We start from the raw sequence: 16,495 nt of genomic DNA, 5'->3' as shown, positions 1-16,495 counted from the left end.
AGCGACAAGATCAGGCCCGTTCGTCCGAGGACTTTTTCCCTCGCTCAAGAACGGCCGCCAGGTTGCGCACGAGGAGACACTTGAAGGCGATGCCGTTTTACTGTTCGAGATGTCTCCGTTGATCAGGTCTTACAGGGAACAGCCCGAACACGTCTATTACCCTGACGGCGAACTGACCCGAAGATATACGCCAGACTATGAGATCGAAACCACTTCCGGCCAACGCATCCTTGTCGAGATCAAGCCGGCAAACCGGCTGAACGCGCCACAAATACGTAGAAAATTTGATCTCATCGAAGCGCATCTCGATCGCACCGGCCGGGCATTCGTGATCCTTACGGATAAGTCAATCCGGCAAAAACCTCGTCTCGGCAACCTTCGTCGACTCTGGCGTAGCGCTCCGCTAACTCCTATGAGCTACGACGAGATTCGTCGCGCTCTCCGTCTCATCCATGTCAACGACGTTCGATCTTTCGACGATGCGGTAAGTGTCATCGGTCGCGGCGCTGTATCCGGCCTTCTGATGCTTGGATACCTAACATGTTCACTTGATACTGAAATCAATAGTACTACCGAGATTTTCACTCATGTGGAGAATCAAGATGCGTGGTTTTTCATTGAAGCTGAACGCCGCTTTTAAACTTGATGGCGCCCCGGTCTGTATCGCTCGGATTCTCAACGATGGCAAGGTCTTCCTAGATGCGATGGTCACTGGTGAGCTGCTCAAAACATCAAAGCAAGAGTTACTCGACGCTTACGTAGCAAATCGAATCGTCGTCGAAGACGAAATCAAAAATAATCATGCTGCGACCAGCGAGCAGGACGCGCTCCTTCCATACGGGCGGCCTTTTTCCCAGCTCAGCCCCAAGTTGCAGGAAGACGCACTACGTCGGAAACACTATGTTGATCAATTCCTGGAGTGTGGCCGGCCAGCTCTGACTCCGAAGACACTTGCCCCGTTGATAAAAGAATTCGCTAAGTTATACACAAGCGCCAACTGCGACGGTGATCCGGCACCGCCAAGCCCATCGTCTGTTTATCGCTGGTACCGTGCTTACCACCGCTCAAAAGATACAAGGTCGCTCGTTCCACGCACAGACTTACGTGGACCGCAACATCCGCGCACCGACGCACGTGTCGTCGACCTGTTCATGGAAAGCCTCGTCGAAGCCGCCGACAAGGTACCCGCGTGGTCGATCGGTGACGTGGAGACACGGTTAGTAAAAAAGCTCGAACTCGAAAACTTCTCCCGACCTCTATGCGACCATCTGCGGTGCCCAAGCAAGTCCACGCTGTATCGATTGTTCGACAGGGTCGATGAATACGACGTCGCCATTCTCAAGGAGGGGAAAGCAAGCGCCGACAGGCGCTTCAAGATTACGAAGACTGGGATACCCGTTACTCACATTCTCGAGCGCGTTGAGATCGACCACACGCCGGTCGATGTCTTCCTTGTCGACGATAGGACGGGACTTCCCTGCGGCCGGCCCACCGTGACGATGCTGCTGGACAAGTTTAGCCGAATGCCATTGGGATACTCGATTGGTTATGACGATGCGTCGACACTGGCCGTTATGCGCGCCCTAAAAAACGCGATCCTGCCGAAAAAACCTTGCACGTCAGTGATGCCCGGCCTTACCGTCAATCACCACTGGCGACCCTACGGCAGAATAGGCTGTCTTGTATGCGACAACGGCTCGGAGTTTCACAGCGACTCGCTCAAGGCGGCATGCTTCGATTTAGGAATAAGAATTCTGTACTGCCCGCCTCGGCAACCTAGATTTAAAGGTTCAATCGAGCGCTTCCTCAAGACGTTCAATTACGGGTTCGCGCACAAGCTACCAGGCACAAGTTTCGCCAAGTTCTATCAGCGCGGAGACTACGATCCTCTGAAGCATGCAGTGTTCACGGTCGGTGAATTTACTCATGCTCTCGAGAAATGGATCCTAGATATATACGCGCAGTCGCCGCATCGCATGATAGGTACGACTCCGTGGCAGAAATGGTGTGAAGGTGAATTGAACGTAGAACTGCAGCTTCCACCGCGAGCAGAAGATATCGCCGTCAACCTTGGCTTAGAAACTGAACGGCGCTTAGGAAAAAGCGGCATCCATCTACACTATCTTTACTACTCCAGTGACGATCTGCAACCGATCATCGATACGTATGGTCCTGGAATATCGGTCAGAGTGACATACGACCCAGATGATATTGGAACAATCTGGGTTTGGACTCCGGATTCCTCGGATCGCATACTCGTACGTGCGAACCTCTACGAGTATGCCAACGGCCTCAGACTCTCACAACACAAGCTGATTCGGGTCGCCCTACTTGAACAGCAGAAGAATGATTGTGTGCTTGAGAACCTCATGCAAGGTCGTATTGAACTCATGGAGTCCATCGATAAGCTATTGTCCTCCCGCAGCGTGCGGACACGTCGCAAGGCCGCCAAAACGCTGGGAGTTAACGGCGATCGACCAACCGGAAATCTACATCAGCTCGTGAGCGAGCAACCTTCGCAACCCAAAGTCCAACGCGAAACGGTCATGCCGCAAGCGCCCAAACGTTTTGAGAGCCGCCCACGTAGCTCACTATGACAAGGAGGTTTTATGTCCGCCAATCGTAAAAAATCAACTTCGCACTACGATTTAATTGCGAAATTCGAATCCCAAACAATCATGTTTCCAGAATTCGATCATGCATACAATCGTATCAAAAATCTTCTAGATTGTTATCGAGAAACCGGTAGTCAAAAATCCCTAGTCATTCTAGGAGACACTGGAACTGGAAAGTCGACACTGTGCAAACTCATTGGAGAAGAATATCCGTCCCTTACGCGCGACGATCGGGACATCGTCCCAGTGCTCTACATCAGCCTACCGGAAAATCCAACTCCGTCCGCCGTGGTGTCGACCGGACTTCAAGTTCTGCATGATCCAGCGCCGTTCCATGGAACTACTCCAGCCCGAACCCACCGCCTCCTGACGCTGATGAAGCAATGCGGCGTCGAGTTTACGCTTGTTGACGAAATTCAACAGACGCTGGATAGGAGCAGAGCCCCCGGCCTGTATAAAGTTGGCGACTGGATCAAGAATTTGTTCGATGCGTCAGGTAAGCCGATGGCACTATTTGGGGCTCCGAGATCGAAGTTGTTGCTTCAGACCAACGAGCAGTTACGTCGGCGTTTCAGCTCGACGTTCACTCTCAAGAACATGGGCATCACGACGGCCTCTGAGATTGAAGATTTTGTCGGGCTTGTGGCAACGTTGAATGACAATCTTCCGGTCAAATGTTCGCTATATCTTCAGTCATACGAAGTTCTTGAACGACTACATTATGCAACAGACGGCCGTATCAGCTACCTGATCAAGCTTTTTAGCGGCGGACTCGAGCGCGCTCTACGAGGAGCGATGACAACGATTGACGTCTGCATTCTCGAGCAGACGTTTTCGGAAGAGATTTGGGACGAGGGAATCGGCGCCCTGAATCCGTTCAATCCGAATTTCTGCTTCCGTCGCTTGGACAAGGCGGGTGAACCATTTTTTAGCGGACTCGCAGGAGAGAAGGGGCCTGTCAAGAATCGTTCGAAACGGAGGGACGCATGAATCAATTTCGGTTACCCGTTCGCGGTCGCCCTTATCCAGACGAGAGCGCAAGCGACTATCTCAGGCGAATAGCGTCCCTCAATGGATACGTGGGCAGCCGCCAACTTTTTTGCGGTGCCTTGTCTCATATAGAGTGCACGATTGAGAATCTGGCGATGCTTTGTGGGTGCACGCGGGACGAATTGTCGCAAGCTGACGCACCATGGCCGAAGTGGATCGGCGGCAGTGCGATATTCCAGCGGTCTCATATTCGCACCTGGATCAACTACCAACGGCAGCGGTGGTGCCCAGAGTGCCTACGTGACGCGCCGTACATGCGTTCCGCGTGGTCCTTCAAACTGGTCATAGCCTGCCCTCATCACCAAGTAATTCTCCGCGAAACGTGTGACCGCTGCGGGCAAACCCAACCACCTTCGTCAGCGAAATTCCTCGCGTGCGACTGTGGAAGGGCGTTCACCGATATGTCGAGCGAAATCACAGACGATTCCGTGGTGAATATCATGAGATTTTGCTACCGGAGAGTTCCTGGAAGGAGCACGTTGGATGGTCCGCTCGCGCGTCTATCGCCGTTGAATACGTTGCAACTGATGTATGCGCTCTCGGCAGTCATTCCTGGCTTTGCAAAATCAACGCCTGGCATTCTCGCCGGGCAGCATGACCTTCGAGTTGCAACCAAATACGTGCAGCAATGCGCAATAGTATTGAATGACTGGCCCAATGGATTCCGTGCGCTTCTTCGGAGCTATCTGGATAGAGAGTCTGAGACCAGTATCCGACGTCGGTTCAGTCCACTCTATCACGTGCTGTACCGCGTCCTTGACGACAGGCGGTACGATTTCCTCAGAAGGGAGTTCGAATCTCATCTCAACGGACATTGGTACGGGTCCATCGATGGCAGGCATCGGTGCTTTGATCGAGCACTCGAGGCACACAACGTGGCAGCAGGGAATGAAATCCGCTCGACATTAAGACGTTCTCGCCAGAAGCTACGACATCTGATTGAAACCGGCTTCCTCGATGGCCGGGTCCTTAAGAGTCCATCTGGCCGATCATTTCTGGTGGCTCAGCGAAGCAATGTGCTTAGCGCCGCATCAAGGTTAAATAGTTCACTCTCGTTGAGATCGGCAAGCCAGCAGCTCTGTATCAGTAAGAGGAGACTGCGCCTTCTTCTAGACGTGAATTTGATACGCCACGAGCCGCGTTGTCGGGTCAACCGAGGAAACTGGATGATTCCTCGAGACGAAATAGATAGATTGTCAAATCTGCCTATAGATCAGGATTGCATAATAAACGAGAGTGAAACTTGGACGATGGCACATGTGCTACGTCACCTATGTCGCGCTAACGATACCTTTCTTGTGGTGATGAGGGCCGTACTTAGCGGACAGCTACGCTGTGTCGGGCGGGCTGTCGGCATGCGGGGAATTTGTGCTTTCCTTGTCGATAAGGCTGAGACGAAATGGGTAATCGCCAACGCCGGTCAACTTCCCAGTGATGGACTAACCGCGCAAACCGTTGCACGGCGGCTAGCCATCAAAGAAGAGGTGGCCTACCACTTGATCCGATCCGGCATTCTGGAAAGCGCCAAATATAGGCAGAATGGGCGCATGCTCCAACTTGTGTCCGAAGCGAATTTGCACGAGTTCGAGGAGCGCTATGTCTCGCTCGTGTCGATAGCCATGCGGCATGCGACCTCCACCCAGGCCGCCCTATCGTGGCTCGGCAAAAGTGGAACACGTCCTATCACCGGCCCCTCAATTGATGGCAGCAGGCAGTATTTCTTTCTCCGCTCCGACATTTCTGCTGGTCTCTCTACAACATCTACGTGCCTTCAAGGTCATCTGTTCGATGTTGATTCGGATGCCGTAGGACCATTGGGAATGGCGACCGAACATGTGAAATGATATGAACTTCTGGCATCCGGAATGGATGCCATTATTTCGCCACATCAAGCCGGCGACGTGCCGTAGCACGACGCGCTGCGAACTTGGCGTCGACTTGGGAAGCCGACTCCAAATTGCCAGTGTCGGCGGAGGCACGCGACCGTTCGACCTTGGCGCTCAGCCATGCGTCGTATTCCTCTGTTTTTTGTTGCTGCTCGACATAGTTCCGCATGAAGTCGCGCAAGAGCTGAGCGCCCGTTCTATCATTGGCCTTCGCCGCGGTGGAGAACGCCATTTTCAGGGCATCATCGACCCGAAACGTAAAAGTTGTTTCGCTCATAGTGATACCCTCTTTTGTTACAGAATACGTGCATGGTAGCACCTTCGTCGGTAGCCTCAGGCGGCCCAATTTGTGTATTGCCGACAGGTCATGCTGCCTACCCAACCGTAATTCTTGAGGCACCGACGTGCGCGCAAATGTCTCTATCAAGTCCGATGGTACGGTCAGTCATAGAAGTCGAGAGGAGATCTAAGACCCCAATTTATTGATCAGGATGGTATATAGGATATTTTTCGACCAGAAAACACGAGCTTATCGTTGTTCTGTGATTTATCGCGAGATTCAGGTGCCATGTCGCACGGCGACTCAAGTCAAAATTCAGCTTGGCACTTTCGAAATGCCGGCCTATATTCTCCCTGGAACGTGAAGAACAGGGGAGCCTCAGCAAGGTTTTATTTGTAAAGCAATCAATGGCCGGGTCGACAACCGGCATAGGATGAAAACCGCAACAATGACGTTCAGGCTCAGAAATTGCGAGAATGATGCGTCGTTCATCACATGCGAGGCATTGAAAAGGTCGATCGGGCCATTCACCGAGAAACAACTTGCGCAACTCCGCGATGCGCGCGCAAGCAGAAGTCACGATAGCTAGCCAAGCTTGGGCCCATAGGTACCACGCACCCGAGCAACACGGGCGGCGAAGCTGGAAAGGGATCACGGCTGAGCGTCAGCGTTTTTCGGTAACCGGCCTCATATCGTAGTTATCTTAAGCATTCCGTATGTGAGCGAAATGGAATGAGCACTATAAATTCTGAGGTCTACGAATGCTTTCACTGCGGATGCGCGTTCCGAACGACCATTTTTGAGGTGATTCGGGAGATGGACCGCGTGCACTTTGAGACGGATCCACCCATGGTCGAAGTACGAGAGGCCGAAGGACTGGAGTGCTATTGCTCACGTACATGCCTAGATGCCCACGCACCCATTATCATGGCTCGCGAAAGAACACCAATCTCACACCCCGGTATTGGTCCTGTAGAGGTTTGCGCGCGATGCCAAGGCCCTGTCGACATGACCCGATTCCATCTGACCTATCTTGCTAGCGCTGCTATGAACGAAGGCTTCTCAATGCGGGTCCTTGAAATCGACTACCTAGCTGTTGTCTGTGACCAGTGCTCGGGCATCGCCTCGTCACAAGCAAAGAGTTTTTTCGAGGCCACTACAAGTTCGTGATTTGGATGTAGTGGATAGTGGACAGACCACACCGAAGACTTGTAGGTGCCGGTGAAACTCGCGCTGTACCACGCGATGAGAGAGTTCGACGCTTTACCAGTATGCACCGGTTTGGGCACTCGCCAGCATCCGAGAAACTAGATCAATACCTTCAGCGTTGCCCAGATACTCTATGGGTAATCGATTATCGAGAGCCGGTACCGGAGTGCGTAGCCAGTCGCTTAGCCACGATCGAGCGTCGAACCCTGCAGGATTGCCCGATTCGTCAACCATCCTTTGAACCTGAGCGGTAAGCATGTCCATTACATCCGGTGAGATGTCTTGCTGATGGTTGTCGGGAAATTGATCCTTCCCTTCGCTCATGTCCTTAACAGCCATTTCAATGCCTTTTCCATGAGTTCGCATTGGTTGAGTTCAATGCTGTCACACGACCTAGCCCGAATTTTGACCTGGTGTCACACGTCCACACGAGGGGTACACGGATTGGATACTCCCAGCATAGACACACAGGTCCGTGTAAGCAAGGATCGCGACCATCGAGTTCATCGATCTGTCGAGATACCCACTAGCATCGTTGGCCAACCCGGCAAACTATTTATGAACCAAATTTCGACGGCGGCCGGCATAACACTCGACCCCAAAACCGGATTTGAGAATTGAGACGTACCCGCAATTCAATATGGAATCCGAAGCTTATCCTTCTACTCCTTGATCCGCTGGCTCGAGTCTATTTTGATCCAAAGTGACCGTATCAACGATCGCCTCAAGCTCTGATACCAGATCAGCCTGATTCTGTTGCAGATACATCCGCACGGACTCATTTTCCAGCAATCGAGCCAGATAGCCCTTTGCCAGCACAAGATTGAGCACGTCCTGTCCATAAGTCTCCTCGACCACCTTGTACTGTCCCTGCAGATTGCTCATCTCCCACTCCATCTTCGCCATCTGCTCAGGACTTACGCCCGCAAGCTTCTTGGGCTTCTTCCCTTCGATCAACCTTGAGGCCGGCGTTGCAACGAGCAACGCTTCAGCGTACGAGACAGACAGGTTGTTCGCTGCCACCATCAGTTCGACGCACTCGACCTGTCGCGTCGGTTTCATCTTGCGTAGCGCTCGTGCGAGCTCCGGCGAAAACTGCCGGTCCTTCAGCAGCTCAGTCGCTTCAGCACAGATTCCATCCAGCAATGCCATCCTCTTGATGATCTGCGACACGTCGACGGACAGCGCCTTCGCGAGTCGCTCCGGGGACACACCCCGTTCGACGGCCCGACGAATCATGAAGTGCTCCTGGATAGTCGAGAGTCGATTGACGCGGTTGTTGTACGTGTAGCTTTCATCGTCCGTGGCAACGAGGCACGACACGGTGTTGAACTGGAGCTCCTGCAACGCGATCAGTCGCAGATGCCCATCGAGCAGGACGTGGTTGCCCGATGCTTGGTCGACCGGCGTCACCGAAAGCGGCTCGATCAAACCCACCTCTTCGATGGAGCTTCTGATCTGCTTGAACTTGCGCGAAATCATCATCCCGGCAGGTGTGCGCCGTGACGGCAGGATGCTCGTGATCGGAACGGACAGTGGTTCCGGAATGAATCCAAGTGCTACACCGGTCATGCTGGACTCCCACTCGGCCATACACGTTCCGCCAGATACTTCGGCAACGTCGCCAGCTCCTCAGCGCGCAGCAGGTTGACGAAGTTCTCGTCGGCAAATAGCTGCCTGAGGGCGCCGACAACGAACAGCAACCGCTGCTGCGTAAACTCTGCCTTGCGCACCATCGCTTTCTGCCGCTCAACTTCATGCTGATACGTTCGGACAAGGCTCGATGTGGTCACGTCCATCACCTTGCGCGTCATGTTTCGATTCGCCGTCCGGCCGAGCGCTTTCCTCCGCTCGATGACGCGCCGAGCATCCATCAGCTGACGCCCGCGCAATCTCCCCGATTCATATGCCTCCTGCAGTGCCGCTTGGATCGCCTCATCGTCGTCGCCGGCACCAACAATCGATAACGCTGCATTCAGTGGAATTCGGCCTTTCTCCACTGCGATCACGAGTCGCTCCTCACCCTGATGCAGAAGTGTCAAGATCCCCTGCACATAGTGCTGCGTGAGGCCCGTCTTCTCGGCGATCGCCTTCGGTGCGTATCCGCGCTCCTGCAGTTCGCGAATTCCGGCGAGCAACTCGAGCGGTCGGCATTGCCGTCTCGCGATGTTCTCCGTCAGGCTCATGATGAACGCGTCTTCGTCGCTCACGCTCACCACCAGCGCGGGTATCGTCGTTTCACCGAGCGATCGGAACGCCTTCAGTCGTCCCTCCCCACACACGAGCAGATACTTCTCCACGCCACTTGCCGTTGCCCGTGGCGTGACCAGAATCGGTTTCTTCAGGCCAATCGTCTTGATGTTGCTGACGATTTCATCGAAGACGCGACCATTGCGCTCGCGAGGATTGATCACCTCGATCTGGCTGATGGGGATCATCCGAACCTCACCGGGCTGCTGCTCGCGCTGAGTCATGCTCTTCTCCTCAGCCGAGCACGCTGTGCCATACCGTATAAGTAGTCCAGCGTGTCAAAGCGATAGCTCTCGAACTCGATCGGATTCCAGTCCGCGAGGCTGATACGAGGCTGCCAAAAGTCGATGTGCGGCAGCAGGTAGTAGTCGAGCGCAGTCGCGTTGCTCTGGTCCAGCCTGACTGCCACGGTGATATCCGGCAGCAGGCTCGTGTCGAACCGTACCTTCCAGCGGTTACGGCCGCTGCCGCGCACCTGACACCGTGACAGCACTATGCAGGCAGTGAACTCTCTATTCACGGTCAGCAGGTCCGTCGCCGGATCACGCGACACGGTCCCGCCGAGATCCGCGATCTTTTTTTCCGTCTCGGCGACGATCTCTGGATGCAGTTGCCGAATGAAGCGATTCGTTTCGATATAACGATAGTCACGGCCCGGCGTGAAGCCAACCGTCTGGTACGCACGAATCAAGCTGCCGAAGCGATATACATAAACCGAGGTGGACGGCATGCCCTCCGTTTCGTCGATCACGACGCCCGATAGAAATCCTCGGATTCGGTACAGATTTCGCAGACGCTCGATAAGCTCCTCACTCGAGTAGCGCCGGGCGCGCGCGCGCATGATGCCCTGCGCTGTATAGAACGTTTCGCTCGGCACGATGGGTTCGAACGCACCCTCCTTGCGTATCCACATCTCCGACGGATTGGTGACGCGAGATTTCTTCAGCTTGAACGACACACGGTTGTAGACGTTGTTGCCGATGTACTTTTCGTTGGTCAGCACCTCCCGAATAGTTGCTCGTGTCCAGGGACGCCCAAGGTCCGTCTGAACGTTCATGCCGTTCAAGCGTGCGGCGATCTCGTGCTCGTTGAGTGACTCATTGATGAACCAACTGTAGATGAGGTTGACGATACGCACCTCGCTGTCCGGGCCCGGCATCAGAATGACGCGGTCCGTCTGCAGACACTTGTGTTGGCCGCGTTGCAATTCCCCCTTCATGAGGCCATGCTCGTCCACCAGGATCCGGCGTAACGCGTAGCCTGCCGGGCCGCCTTGCCGAAAACCGAGCTCGATCAACCGGCACTGACCAGCGAAGACTTTCGCTGACAACTCGCGGCTGTACTCACCGGCCATCGCACGCTTCACACCTTTAACGATCGTCGAAACTGGCGAGCCGTCGTTCTCGAACTGTTCGGCGCAATAGGCAACCTGGATGCCTGCGCGCCGGCAGATGTACTCGTAATAGGCACTTTCGTCTGCATCCTGGAATCGTCCCCAGCGGCTTACGTCGTAGACGAGGATCACCTGGAAATCGGCCATGCCGGTTTCCACGTCCCGGATCAGCTGCTGCAGCGCTTGGCGCCCATCGATACGCAAACCGCTTTTACCCTCGTCGGCGTAGGTCCGCACGATCTCGAGATCGCGACGAGCAGCGTAGTCGCGAATGCGATCACGCTGATTCTCCGTCGAGTATTGCTGATGCTCCGTCGACATCCGGACGTATTCAGCAGCCCGCATTCTGCAGGTCTGCTCGTCAATGGATTCGCATGTGCAATCGAGGTCCACGATCCAGCTCCCACTGGCAACCGCCCCTCGCTGCGCCATCCCCGACATCAACTGGGGATTTGTATCGGCGAACGCGTCGCGCCTTGCAATGACGTCGAATGCGAGCGAGTACACAGCCAAGGTAGCAGGCCATAGACCCTTGTCGTACACGTCATCTCTTTGCAATCACGCCGGAACAGGCCTCGGCTCAGACAGCACGGCGATGTGCACCGTCCACGCGTTCATCTTTGCAACGCCCGCCTCAACCGCGTTGCGCAGGATGTAAAACCCAGATGCCAGCGGGCGATGGGCCGGCCACACGTCCATGTTTGCAACAGCACTAGCAGTGCGCTGCGCATTTCGTCGTCGCTGCATCGCGCAATTGCGATCGCGATAGGCCGGGTGCGTCTCGCGGTAGTGCCGCCAGTAGTCAGGATGTCGGGCCCGCCAGCTGGCCTGGGCGCGGATCTGATTCTCGCGATAATCGGGATCGACTCGCATGCGCTGGTGCTGCCATGCACGCCGGCGAGCACGCTGGCACGCCTTGGCCGAGCAGAAGCGTTGATGCGGGATGTGTAAGAGCGGAGTGAAGGGTGCGCCGCAGCCAGCGCAGATCCGATCCGATTTCATGGTCGTGCTCCACAGAGGAATCGAAGTGGGGCCGGCCGTGTTCGGGGCCAGGGTCATTTGAAGCCAGCTCACGGGACGCGGCGTCCCACCCTCGCAGATTTTCCGCCGCTCGCGGTGCTTGTGCGATCCATGCCTATCAGGTCGACGCTCCGTCGGCGCGACGCACCGGGTGTAGCATGCAATTGCGCTCCCAGCGGCTTCCCGCTGCATCGTAGTATTTAGGGCGCGACAGCCGCGCCGTATCCCGGTCAATCGCGCTAATCATATGGAGATATGAAGTGACTTCCGCGAAGCGCTCGATCATCGAGATCCAGGCCCCCTGTTGGAAGTGGCGACGGGATTCTCCAGATACCTGATGGTGGCCCGGGTGGCGAGCTGAAGACGTGCTTGAACTTGATCTGGTCGCCGACCATCGTTATGCAGATTGTCGCCAAATTTCCAGACCGGATAAGTCATAACGCGACAGCCGAAGGACTAGATTTCAACAACGCTGGCTCATCCTCGAGCCTTGCCCCACGGGCCTCGCCGGCCCACCCTCGAGAGTTTTCACGTTTTATGACACATCCGCCCAATTTTTTCACTTTTTGCGAGACAAGGACTTGATGTTCGCGTTAGATTTAGTGAAAAAATCCAATAAAATCAATGGCGCACTTTTCACCAATTACCACCTTCTGCACTTCGCATTCGCCATACGAATACACAGAGCCACGACGGACAACTTCATCCGAAGCTAGGCCACAAGCATCGCCATTAGCAAAACGCCCTCTGTTCAGAGGGCGTTTTTTTAACCAAACCTCCAAAGCTATCGGCAGCTTCACTTCATCACCAGCGTATCCGTCTCAGCAGTGATGATGCCTCGGTCTACTTGCGAGTGGTTTGAATAAGTCGGCCACGTCGGGTAATACTCGTCGGCCTGGCTACCCCATACCTGCCAGCCTTCGCGAGGCCCGCGCGCGAACAGTTCTAAATACGGGCCCGGACTACACGATTCCACGATGTCGTAAAACTCGTCGGGTTTTCGGGAATGCTCACGCTTCTGCGTCGCCAAGAAGTTAACTTGTCGACGCCCAGGAGCCAGAGTTCGCGCGTTCTTGCCACGGACACCAAAAAGCACCAGCTCCGTGACATTACGAAAATAAAAACCGACACCGCGACCATCTGGGCCACCGTCCTTCCGATGCTTGCCCATGACGGCACCTCCTCTCCAAAAAGAATAGGTGTCCGTTTTTGCGGGTCAACTTCAATCGCCGTTCCCGGCTTCTACTTCCAGCTCCTCCACCCCGCTTTCTGTGTTCGCCATACGCCCCATCCGCATCCGTTGGCCAATGTAAATAAGGCGCGATATATCAACAGAGTAGATGCTGGCCGCGTCTAAGGAGCCCTCCAGGCTCCTCAGCGGGCCTCCAGTAGTTGTTCGGCCCACTCCCGAGCCATGCAAGACCTTCACTCCTGTTACCGAACCGCCCAAAGCGCTCGATAACGTAGAAGCGGTAACGATGTCTCCTTGCAACGGTACTTGCGATCCCGGACGCATCCGCGGATGAGGATGTCCGTCAGCGTCGTTCCGACAGCAACCGATCGTATTTCGAGCGATTGATTAATTTTCGCAACAACGGTGTTCATTGCTGAACCAACGCATCCTCAAGCTCCTTCAGAGTCTTCCCATCCCGCGTTTTCCAACTTTGAGGGCCGCTCCTGGAAGTTCCGGCCACGATAGCCGCCGCATACGTCGACGAGGTCAAAAGGATATCGGTTATAGCGACGAGCCTGTCGCCGTCAGCAGCAACCAGTCCGTCTTTGAGTAAACGCTCTTTAATGATTGCCACCCGACCGGGAACGCTCAAAGTGTTGGTCGATGACAATTGAGAGCCCTTCTTCAAGACGAATCCTTCGTCCGTCATCGCTCCGAATGCCAGCAAGCCGTTCACACTAAACGTCAAGTCCGTGACTCGAGGTACCTCAGGTGCCACCATGAGAGCGGTATCGCCCACCGGAACTGCAGTACGTACAGGCAGAATCGGTTCGAGAATCTGGTACCCCAATATGCCGAGCACCATGCGAATGTTCTCGACGAATTCGGCCATTGCGTCTCTATCTGCTCTCGGCAAACTCGATTCTGGTGGCATATTACCGTTCTCGAGCTGATATCGATCGGCATTCTTTGATAGAACCACCAAAGATGACTCGAGGTACTTGATGTGCGCCTTCGTCAGATTCTCGTCTTTGCTAGTGAAAATCACCGCTTCATTCCAGAAATCCTTGCTCCGATCATGATTTGTGAGACGTTGCAAGACATTTTCTGACTCGCCGATATACGCAAGAGGTTTGCTATCTCCAAATCGCCCTTCAAAAATAAAGTAGACTCCGGGCTTGGATGCTTCTTGCCAATTAGACAATTCGCTCAGGCGATTTCTCGGACACGCGATCGCGTGTCCCGTCCAATTCACCAGTTCGGCGTATCGAATTCCGGTAACAGTAGCGTCAGCAAGATAGACACGTATGGATTTCCCGACTGGCACAGCCGCACTCCATTGATCAGTTGTTTAGAATTGGTCCAGCAGGTGTGAAGTTTAGCTGATCCACTAGTCAAAGATAGCGAGTTTCGCGTACCTCGACCCTAGCTCGAACTCTGTGCCATTCCATCGCAAACGAAGCGCCACCGCGTAGAAATTTCGTATGCCCTTTGGCTAATCCTTCGTCGAATCCCGTTTGGGCGATCACAGAATCGATAAACTGATTATGTGCTTCCGGAAAAAATCAACAGTGTTCATTTCTCGAATTCCACTTTCTTCGCCATGGATTTCTCGGACCGCCTCGCCATGCTGCGCAAGCAGAGAGGTTTAACCCAGCAACAACTCGCCGATCGTGCCAACGTCCACTTGGTACAAGTCAACCGCTACGAAGCGGGAGCGAGCCGCCCAGCCGTTGACGTGGTCAAGCGGCTCGCCGTCGCGCTGTCTGTTAGCGCCGACGCGTTGCTGTTTGACGAGGACGAATATGGGTCAGATGAAGATTTTCGCTTGCTGTTCGATGGACTACGCATCTTGACGGATCAGGAAAAAAACGTCGTCAAATCGGTCCTTGAAGCAATGCTTCTCAAGCATCGGATATCGGCGTGCAAACCAGCTATCTCGGCGAACGAGAAAATTGCGTCGATCGATATAACAGCATCAGGGAAGGGTAACCAGTAATAGCGCGGGCCGCATGGGCTGCCACCCAACCACCGGCATCGCGATCATCAGCGCATACAACGCGAGATGCGACCCATGCGCAGCAAATTTCTGCCACCCCGGCATATCCGAAGGCAGCGCCGGCGGCCGCGAGCTCAACCGCACCACAACCCGCACGCAAGCCAACACCAGCACCGCCACCCCAAGCGGCTTATGAATCGCAATCAACACCGCATGCCGCTCCGACACCGACGCGACCATCCCCGCGCCGATAAAAAACTTCGAAACGATCATCGCCGTCATCAGCCAATGCAGCAGCCGCGCGAGGGAACTGAACGTGGTCTTCATCATCGTTTATATGAACGAACGCGCAGCGCCAGGAATGCCCGCCTCTTCGCTCGTGCGGCGCAGATACGAATCCGCATACGCCACCGAGCGCGCGGCGAGCAGCGGGTCGCCCGACGCCAGGATGCCGTCGGGCAGGATCGTCTGGTCGTAATTGACGTCGCGGCACGGTCCGCTGCCCTGCGACTCCACGCGGTCGAGCACGATCGTGCCCGCATCGATCGTCGTGCGATTCGCGGGCCACGCGCGCGTCGCGTCGTCGAGCGGATCGCCCGGCTCCGCGAGCGTGATCAGCAAATGCCAGCGCTGCGACCCCAACGCCATGCGCCGCGTCAGATCCTCTTGCAGCACGTTCGGATCGCCGGCCTTCGCAACATCGCCCGCGCCGGCCGTCCGTTCCGGCGCGACGCGCCACCGCACCGCCTGCCGCCGCACCGCCGCATTGACGAGACAGAACGCGTTCAGACTGTAATACGTCTCGGTGACGTAGCTCGCGCTCGGCCTCGCCGTCTTCGCCCACGCACGGAACGCGGCCATCACCGGATGCGCGTCGAAGAACGCCTCGAGCTTCGCCGGATCGGGCTTGCCCGTCTTCGGATCGGGCCGCCCCGCGACCGTCTGCTCGTAAAATGCGCGCGTCGTCGCCACCGGAAACACCGGCATGCCATTCATCCCCGTGCGCCATTGCTCGCCGTCGGGCGCGGTCAGGCGCAGCGCGAGGCTGCGGATCGGCACGCTATTGTCCGGCGCGTACGGATTGCCGCCCGGCAGCGCGAAACGTCCGACCACCGGCGTGCGCGCCGCCGCAAAAAAGGGCGCGGTCGAGTAAGCACTCGTTGCACCGCTGCCTTCGAAATAGCCCGTCACGCATACGCCTTTCGCGTGATTGCGCCGGCAGACCGGATACAGGCCGCCGTTGCGCTGCAATGCGTCGACGAGCCGATGCGGCGTCAGCCGATGCGGCGCGAGCCAGCCGCCGACGTAGCCGAACGATGCCGTGACGCAGCCACCGCGCGGCCGATCAGCGCCCACCGCCGGCCGCGCGCCGGCGCGGCCGGCGGTGTTGAAGGGTGTTCCATCGTGTACGCTCCCGACCATGAGGTCCTGTGTCGAACGCGCGTATGACGGACCGTCGCACGGTTTATTCCATGAAGATTTTTTTCGCGCATCGCGTGAGGCACGCGCCGCGCCGTCGGCCTCGAGATCGCGGAATCGACGCGATCGACTCGTCCGCCCGCACGCTGCCGAACGCTCACCGGGGGTGCGCTTGCCCGCAAGCGTGGAATAGACCGGCA

13 protein-coding genes and 4 pseudogenes are annotated in these 16,495 nt (G+C 55.7%); 6 read left to right on the top strand and 11 right to left on the bottom strand.

The window, feature by feature from the left end:
* Positions 1–118: 118 nt before the first annotated feature.
* From WS69_RS33815 to WS69_RS35130, 5 genes and pseudogenes are all read left to right on the top strand, one after another.
* Entirely contained in the window at positions 119–640 is a 522-nt protein-coding gene (locus tag WS69_RS33815; RefSeq protein WP_179950414.1) for a TnsA endonuclease N-terminal domain-containing protein, read from the top strand.
* Positions 588–2,597 (top strand): Mu transposase C-terminal domain-containing protein, encoded by a 2,010-nt coding sequence (locus WS69_RS32345; protein ID WP_082716487.1) that lies wholly within the window; start codon positions 588–590, stop codon positions 2,595–2,597. The genes WS69_RS33815 and WS69_RS32345 overlap by 53 nt, the downstream gene beginning before the upstream one ends.
* 12 nt (positions 2,598–2,609) lie before the next feature.
* A complete protein-coding gene (locus tag WS69_RS32340; protein WP_082716486.1) occupies positions 2,610–3,605 on the top strand; it encodes a TniB family NTP-binding protein in 996 nt (331 codons plus the stop codon).
* Positions 3,602–3,964 (top strand): annotated as a pseudogene (locus WS69_RS35740) (TniQ family protein); the annotation flags it as partial. The gene WS69_RS32340 and the pseudogene WS69_RS35740, both read left to right, overlap by 4 nt.
* 867 nt (positions 3,965–4,831) lie before the next feature.
* Positions 4,832–5,509 carry a hypothetical protein gene (locus WS69_RS35130; RefSeq protein WP_231747223.1) on the top strand — a complete coding sequence of 226 codons (678 nt, stop codon included), beginning with the start codon at positions 4,832–4,834 and terminating at the stop codon, positions 5,507–5,509.
* A 31-nt stretch (positions 5,510–5,540) separates the two neighbouring features.
* Here WS69_RS35130 and WS69_RS26140 read toward each other — a convergent pair whose 3' ends face one another.
* From WS69_RS26140 to WS69_RS26110, 9 genes and pseudogenes are all read right to left on the bottom strand, one after another.
* Positions 5,541–5,828, bottom strand: a complete 288-nt coding sequence (locus WS69_RS26140; protein ID WP_038764571.1) for a CopG family ribbon-helix-helix protein — start codon at positions 5,826–5,828, stop codon at positions 5,541–5,543.
* A gap of 1,266 nt (positions 5,829–7,094) precedes the next feature.
* Positions 7,095–7,379: an MbcA/ParS/Xre antitoxin family protein gene (locus WS69_RS32330; protein WP_040142624.1), complete on the bottom strand. Its 285-nt coding sequence runs from the start codon at positions 7,377–7,379 to the stop codon at positions 7,095–7,097.
* A gap of 315 nt (positions 7,380–7,694) precedes the next feature.
* Positions 7,695–8,612: a plasmid partitioning protein RepB C-terminal domain-containing protein gene (locus WS69_RS26135; RefSeq protein WP_059473588.1), complete on the bottom strand. Its 918-nt coding sequence runs from the start codon at positions 8,610–8,612 to the stop codon at positions 7,695–7,697.
* Positions 8,609–9,514 (bottom strand): ParB/RepB/Spo0J family partition protein, encoded by a 906-nt coding sequence (locus WS69_RS26130; protein ID WP_059473532.1) that lies wholly within the window; start codon positions 9,512–9,514, stop codon positions 8,609–8,611. The genes WS69_RS26135 and WS69_RS26130 overlap by 4 nt, the downstream gene beginning before the upstream one ends.
* Complete coding sequence (locus WS69_RS26125) at positions 9,511–11,124, bottom strand: recombinase family protein (RefSeq protein WP_059473587.1); 1,614 nt, start codon at positions 11,122–11,124, stop codon at positions 9,511–9,513. Before WS69_RS26125 ends, WS69_RS26130 begins: the two co-directional genes overlap by 4 nt.
* A 117-nt stretch (positions 11,125–11,241) precedes the next feature.
* Positions 11,242–11,685, bottom strand: a complete 444-nt coding sequence (locus tag WS69_RS26120; protein ID WP_059473586.1) for a hypothetical protein — start codon at positions 11,683–11,685, stop codon at positions 11,242–11,244.
* 617 nt (positions 11,686–12,302) lie between these two features.
* Complete coding sequence (locus tag WS69_RS33810) at positions 12,303–12,503, bottom strand: hypothetical protein (protein WP_156438403.1); 201 nt, start codon at positions 12,501–12,503, stop codon at positions 12,303–12,305.
* Positions 12,500–12,871, bottom strand: a pseudogene (locus WS69_RS32325) (MT-A70 family methyltransferase); the annotation flags it as partial. The pseudogene WS69_RS32325 and the gene WS69_RS33810, both read right to left, overlap by 4 nt.
* 433 nt (positions 12,872–13,304) lie before the next feature.
* Complete coding sequence (locus WS69_RS26110; RefSeq protein ID WP_059473530.1) at positions 13,305–14,204, bottom strand: GIY-YIG nuclease family protein; 900 nt, start codon at positions 14,202–14,204, stop codon at positions 13,305–13,307.
* Positions 14,205–14,426: 222 nt separating this feature from the next.
* Here WS69_RS26110 and WS69_RS26105 point away from each other — a divergent pair, with 222 nt between their 5' ends.
* On the top strand, positions 14,427–14,876 hold the full coding sequence (locus WS69_RS26105) for a helix-turn-helix domain-containing protein (protein ID WP_231747222.1): 450 nt from the start codon (positions 14,427–14,429) through the stop codon (positions 14,874–14,876).
* On the opposite strand, the pseudogene WS69_RS26100 reads toward WS69_RS26105, so the two are convergent.
* Both WS69_RS26100 and WS69_RS26095 read right to left on the bottom strand, forming a co-directional pair.
* Positions 14,862–15,206 (bottom strand): annotated as a pseudogene (locus WS69_RS26100) (cytochrome b); the annotation flags it as partial. The gene WS69_RS26105 and the pseudogene WS69_RS26100 overlap by 15 nt on opposite strands.
* Before the next feature lie 3 nt (positions 15,207–15,209).
* A pseudogene (locus WS69_RS26095) lies at positions 15,210–16,279 on the bottom strand (catalase family peroxidase).
* Positions 16,280–16,495: the final 216 nt, after the last annotated feature.

It is taken from the genome of Burkholderia sp. BDU5, from assembly GCF_001522845.1.
GTDB classification, from domain to species: domain Bacteria; phylum Pseudomonadota; class Gammaproteobacteria; order Burkholderiales; family Burkholderiaceae; genus Burkholderia; species Burkholderia mayonis.
Note: the sequence above shows the minus strand (reverse complement) of the source record. Positions and strands in the feature narration are given on the sequence as shown.